The sequence below is a fragment of the Brachyspira pilosicoli genome, from assembly GCF_019402445.1.
Taxonomy (GTDB): domain Bacteria; phylum Spirochaetota; class Brachyspiria; order Brachyspirales; family Brachyspiraceae; genus Brachyspira; species Brachyspira pilosicoli_B.
The window spans coordinates 1-4,246 of the sequence record NZ_SRZM01000048.1; the positions used below are offsets into that span (position 1 = coordinate 1).

Below are 4,246 nucleotides of genomic sequence, written 5' to 3' on the forward strand. Positions count from 1 at the left end.
TATTATTATCAAAAGCTTCTGGAGAGAGAGAAGACTTTTTATTGTACTGATACAAAAATTGTACTTTGAAATAATCTCCATTAATTTTAAAAACCGCTGCCAAAGGAGAAGAGTTTTCAGTAAACCCTTGTGAATAAGAAAGCTCATAATAATGCCCAATAAAACCTGTTCTAAAGCCCATAGCATTATTTATTCTTGGCAAATACCAATGAGGAACATCTTCAAAATTTTCAGTAGAGCTATCAACCACAGAAGGCAATAGCATAAAAGTAGATTCATTAATATCATTAACAGCTTTCATTCTAAAAGATAATAAAAGCCTTGTTAATGTTACTGTTTCTATACCAGCATCATAAACTTCTATATTTCCTCTAGCATTAACTTTTCCATTTTCACTAAATACATTTAATTTGCTTGAAAGTGTTACAAAAGGAGTTGCAGAAAATATCCAATCATAATGAAAACTTTTACCTACAGAAAAATACATGTTAGGCATAGAAAAGTTTCCGTTTTTTAAATCCACTCCTATAACAGTATTCATATGAAGCTCTATTGTTGATAATTCATACAATAATCTAGAAGAGAAAATTCTAGGATCTGGATTATCTCTCTTGTAGCTTTCATGTATGTAGTCATAAGGTATATATGATGTAGTTGGTCTAATAGGCTCTAAACCTATATAAGGCCAAACATCTATTACGCCTTTAAGTAATCTCTGTTCTTTCTCAGAATATGGTGATTGTGCGAAGAGAGCTAAACAATTAAGAATAAGAATAAATATTAGTTTTTTCATTATGTACGTTTTTTAATTTTTATTTTATTTGTTCAATTCTATCATATAAATAAAAAATTGACAATTGCATTATATGTGATATAATTTTTTATACTATGGTTTTGGGGGAAAAAATTGAAAGAGTTTAGTGTATTAGAAAATAAAGTAAAAGAATTATTAGAAGAATGGAAGATTCTTTCCTCAGAAAAAAATGTTTTACGTAAAAATATAAATGATCTTGTATTAGAAAAAGAAAATCTTCAAAATAGCATAAATGAATTACAATCTCAATTGCAGTCAATAAAAGAAGATAAGACTATATTAGAAACAGATAAAAGAAATATTAACGATAATTATAATTCTCTCAAAGAAGAAAGAGATAATATTTTAAGAGAAAAAGAAAATCTATTGAAAGAATTGGAAGCTACAAAGATAGAAAGAGATAGCCTTAAAACAAATATAGAAAGATTTGAAAAAGATTGTTTATCTCTTATGGAAGAAAATGATAATCTTAAAAAAGAAATTCAAACAATAAACAGTAATATAGATAACATCAAAAAAGAAAATGAAGAAGTTCAAAGCAGTGTATTTAGTTTAATTAGTAAAATAGATAAAGCTATGATAGATGATAATATTTCTGATAAATTAAATGCAAATAATAATATTACAGATTTAGATATTAAAAAAATTAAAGAAAACATAGAAAATATTGAAAACAACTATACTACAGAAAATACAATAATAGAAGATAAAGAGGCAGAATTAGAAGAATTAAAATCAAATATTATCGAAGAAAGTTTTAGTAGTGAAGTGTCAGATAATACTAAATCAGATAATATTAAGGCAGATGATATTAAAGAGGAATATAATAATAATATTCAAAAAAATTATAGTAATGTTGCTAATGTAAAAGTGAATGAAGATGAAGACCCTTTTTCTAGTGCTTATGATGCAAGTTGGGATTCAGATATAGAAGATAATAATGATAAAATAGAAACTATTATTGAAGAAGAGTATAAAGAAGTAAGTCATCAGCAAGATGATAATAATAATGATTCTTATGATTTTGATGTTAATGAAGAAGACCAGTATATGTTTGGCGATGATGATGAGGAAGATTTCTTCTTTGATGATGACTCTAAATAATAATAATAATTAGGAAATATTATGGGAAGTAATTTAGAAGTTAATATATTTGGAAGAAATTTAAGCATTAAATATGATGAAGAGAATGTTGAATATTTAAAAGAGTTGGCAGCATTTGTTAATGAAAGTATGAAAGAGATTTCAGAGATTTATGGAGATAAGCAGCCAAGAGATGTTATAGCTATACTTGCTTGCCTTAATATTGCTGATGCTTTTAAAAGAGAATTAAAAAATACCAAAGCTGGAGAGGATACTTTATCTGCTTTTAAAGAGAGCATAGTGTCAAGGTCTAATGAACTTATTAGGCTTATAGATGAAGTAACCTTAAAAGAATAATTAAAAAATATATAAAAAATTCATAATTAAAAAAAATTTTATCTTCTAAAATTTTATGAAAAATATATAATAAAGTCCATTTTATTATAATAAAAAAAGGAAAAAAAATTTATGGAAAAAAACTACGAGTACAAACTTTCATTTATTAGCATAATTATTATAGGTTCTTACATAGCTTGCCAGATGATATCAAATATAGCAAGCGTAAAGATAGCAAATGTATTAAATTTAGCAGTAGACGGAGGTACATTTCTCTATCCATTAGCCTTTACAATAAGAGATATGGCTCATAAAACAATAGGCAAAAAAAATACACAAAAATTAATAATAGTATCAGCTATAATAAATATCTTTACCCCAATTTATTTTTATATAGTATCAAATATACCAGCAGACAGCAGTTGGCAATTTAATGAAGCTTTTCAATTAACATTAAGCCCAGTACTTAGAATAGCAATAGCATCTATAGTAGGCTCTACAATAGCAGAATTGGTTGATACTGAGATTTATCATTTCTTTGTAACAAAAATCACTAAAAGATATCAATGGCTTAGAGTATTAATTAGCAATGCTTTTAGTATACCGGTTGATAATTTATTGTTTGTAGTGATAGCTTTTTATGGAGCATTGCCTTTTGATGCACTTTTAGGTATATTTATTTTTAACTTCTTTGTAAAATATGCAGTAACTATTGTAAGTGTTCCTATGATATATTTGGTAAAAGAAAATAAAGAGTAAATAAAAAATTATAAAAAAATATATATATTAATAAAAAAGCTGCTCTCATTTAGAAAGCAGCTTTTTTTAACTTTTCAATCAATCAATAAAAATCATCACTGAACTAAGCGTAATACACCTTGAGTCATAGTGTTAGCCTGAGCAAGCATAGCTAAGTTAGTTTGACTAAGTATTTGGTCTTTAGCAAATTTAACAGAAGCTTCAGCCATATCAGTATCTCTTATTCTGCTTTCAGAAGCCATAGTGTTTTCATAACCTATCATTAAACCTTGAGCAGTAAGCTCTAATCTGTTTTGATAAGCACCAAGATTAGATCTTTGTTTAGAAACTTTCATTAAAGCTTCATCAACTAAACCTATAGCACTGTTAGCTTTGTCGATAGAAGAAATAGAAAGAGTAGTGCCATCAGCAGTATTTTGTAAACCTAAAGCAGCAGCAGTCATAGTTCCTATATAAACTCTTCTTCTTTCGTCCATGTTTGCACCCATGTGAAACCACATACTTGCAGCAGGAGCACCGCCAGCATTAGGGTCAGCAAATCTACCAGTAAGCATGTTAAGAGTATTGAATTGAGCTTGGCTAGCAATACGGTTAACTTCATCTACTAATTGAGAAACTTCAACTTGAATAAGCATTCTGTCATCATCAGTATATATACCGTTAGCAGATTGTACAGCTAATTCACGAATTCTTTGTAAGATGTCTTGGCTCTCTTGAAGGTAACCTTCAGTAGTTTGAATGAAAGATATACCATCTTGAGTGTTTCTTTCAGCTTGACGTAAACCGCGGATTTGTGTACGCATTTTTTCAGATACTGCTAATCCAGAAGCATCGTCTCCAGCTCTGTTGATTCTCATACCAGAAGCTAAAGAAGCCATATCTTTAGAAAGGTCTACATTTCTAAATTTTAAAGTACGTTGTGCATTTACTGCACTGATATTATTATTGATGATCATTGTCATCCTCCCTGATATATTTATTCAAAAAGGCATCCGTGCCTAATTGGCAAAAAATATTAAAGAGAATTTATGACTTTCCGAGATTTTAAACAAATTAAGGTTTTTGGTAAGTCATAAACTCTCAAGGCATTTTTATCTGCAAATAAAAATACCTAAATATGGTTTATCAATTAATAATAAAAACGAAAGGTTCGAGACCGCCAAATCTTTGGACCTTCGTTTTTCTATGTATTAATTCTCGGCACTATCGGCATAAACTTAAATTTAGTTTAGTATTTTTTTTATTTTTTTAAAA

5 protein-coding genes are annotated in these 4,246 nt (G+C 28.1%); 3 read left to right on the forward strand and 2 right to left on the reverse strand.

The window, feature by feature from the left end; translation table 11 throughout:
* A partial coding sequence (locus tag E6A48_RS02135) for a hypothetical protein (RefSeq protein ID WP_219708337.1) occupies positions 1-793 on the reverse strand: 793 nt, incomplete at its 3' end.
* 114 nt (positions 794-907) lie between these two features.
* On the opposite strand from E6A48_RS02135, the gene E6A48_RS02140 reads away from it, so the two are divergent.
* The 3 genes from E6A48_RS02140 (at position 908) to E6A48_RS02150 (ending at position 2,992) form a co-directional block, all read left to right on the forward strand.
* Positions 908-1,918 (forward strand): viral A-type inclusion protein, encoded by a 1,011-nt coding sequence (locus E6A48_RS02140; RefSeq protein WP_219708338.1) that lies wholly within the window; start codon positions 908-910, stop codon positions 1,916-1,918.
* Between the two features lie 21 nt (positions 1,919-1,939).
* Positions 1,940-2,254, forward strand: a complete 315-nt coding sequence (locus E6A48_RS02145; protein WP_219708339.1) for a cell division protein ZapA — start codon at positions 1,940-1,942, stop codon at positions 2,252-2,254.
* Positions 2,255-2,365: 111 nt separating this feature from the next.
* The gene (locus tag E6A48_RS02150; protein ID WP_219708340.1) at positions 2,366-2,992 is read left to right on the forward strand and encodes a queuosine precursor transporter; all 627 of its coding nucleotides are present in this window, start codon (positions 2,366-2,368) and stop codon (positions 2,990-2,992) included.
* A gap of 95 nt (positions 2,993-3,087) precedes the next feature.
* Here the strand turns inward: E6A48_RS02150 and E6A48_RS02155 are convergent, their stop codons facing one another.
* The gene (locus E6A48_RS02155) at positions 3,088-3,948 is read right to left on the reverse strand and encodes a flagellin N-terminal helical domain-containing protein (protein ID WP_014932149.1); all 861 of its coding nucleotides are present in this window, start codon (positions 3,946-3,948) and stop codon (positions 3,088-3,090) included.
* Positions 3,949-4,246 lie beyond the last annotated feature (298 nt).

Coding starts and splice junctions, on each gene's coding strand:
- E6A48_RS02155 (WP_014932149.1), bottom strand. CDS start 3,948: ATGATCATCAATAATAATATCAGTGCAGTAAATGCACAACGTACTTTA.
- E6A48_RS02145 (WP_219708339.1), top strand. CDS start 1,940: ATGGGAAGTAATTTAGAAGTTAATATATTTGGAAGAAATTTAAGCATT.
- E6A48_RS02150 (WP_219708340.1), top strand. CDS start 2,366: ATGGAAAAAAACTACGAGTACAAACTTTCATTTATTAGCATAATTATT.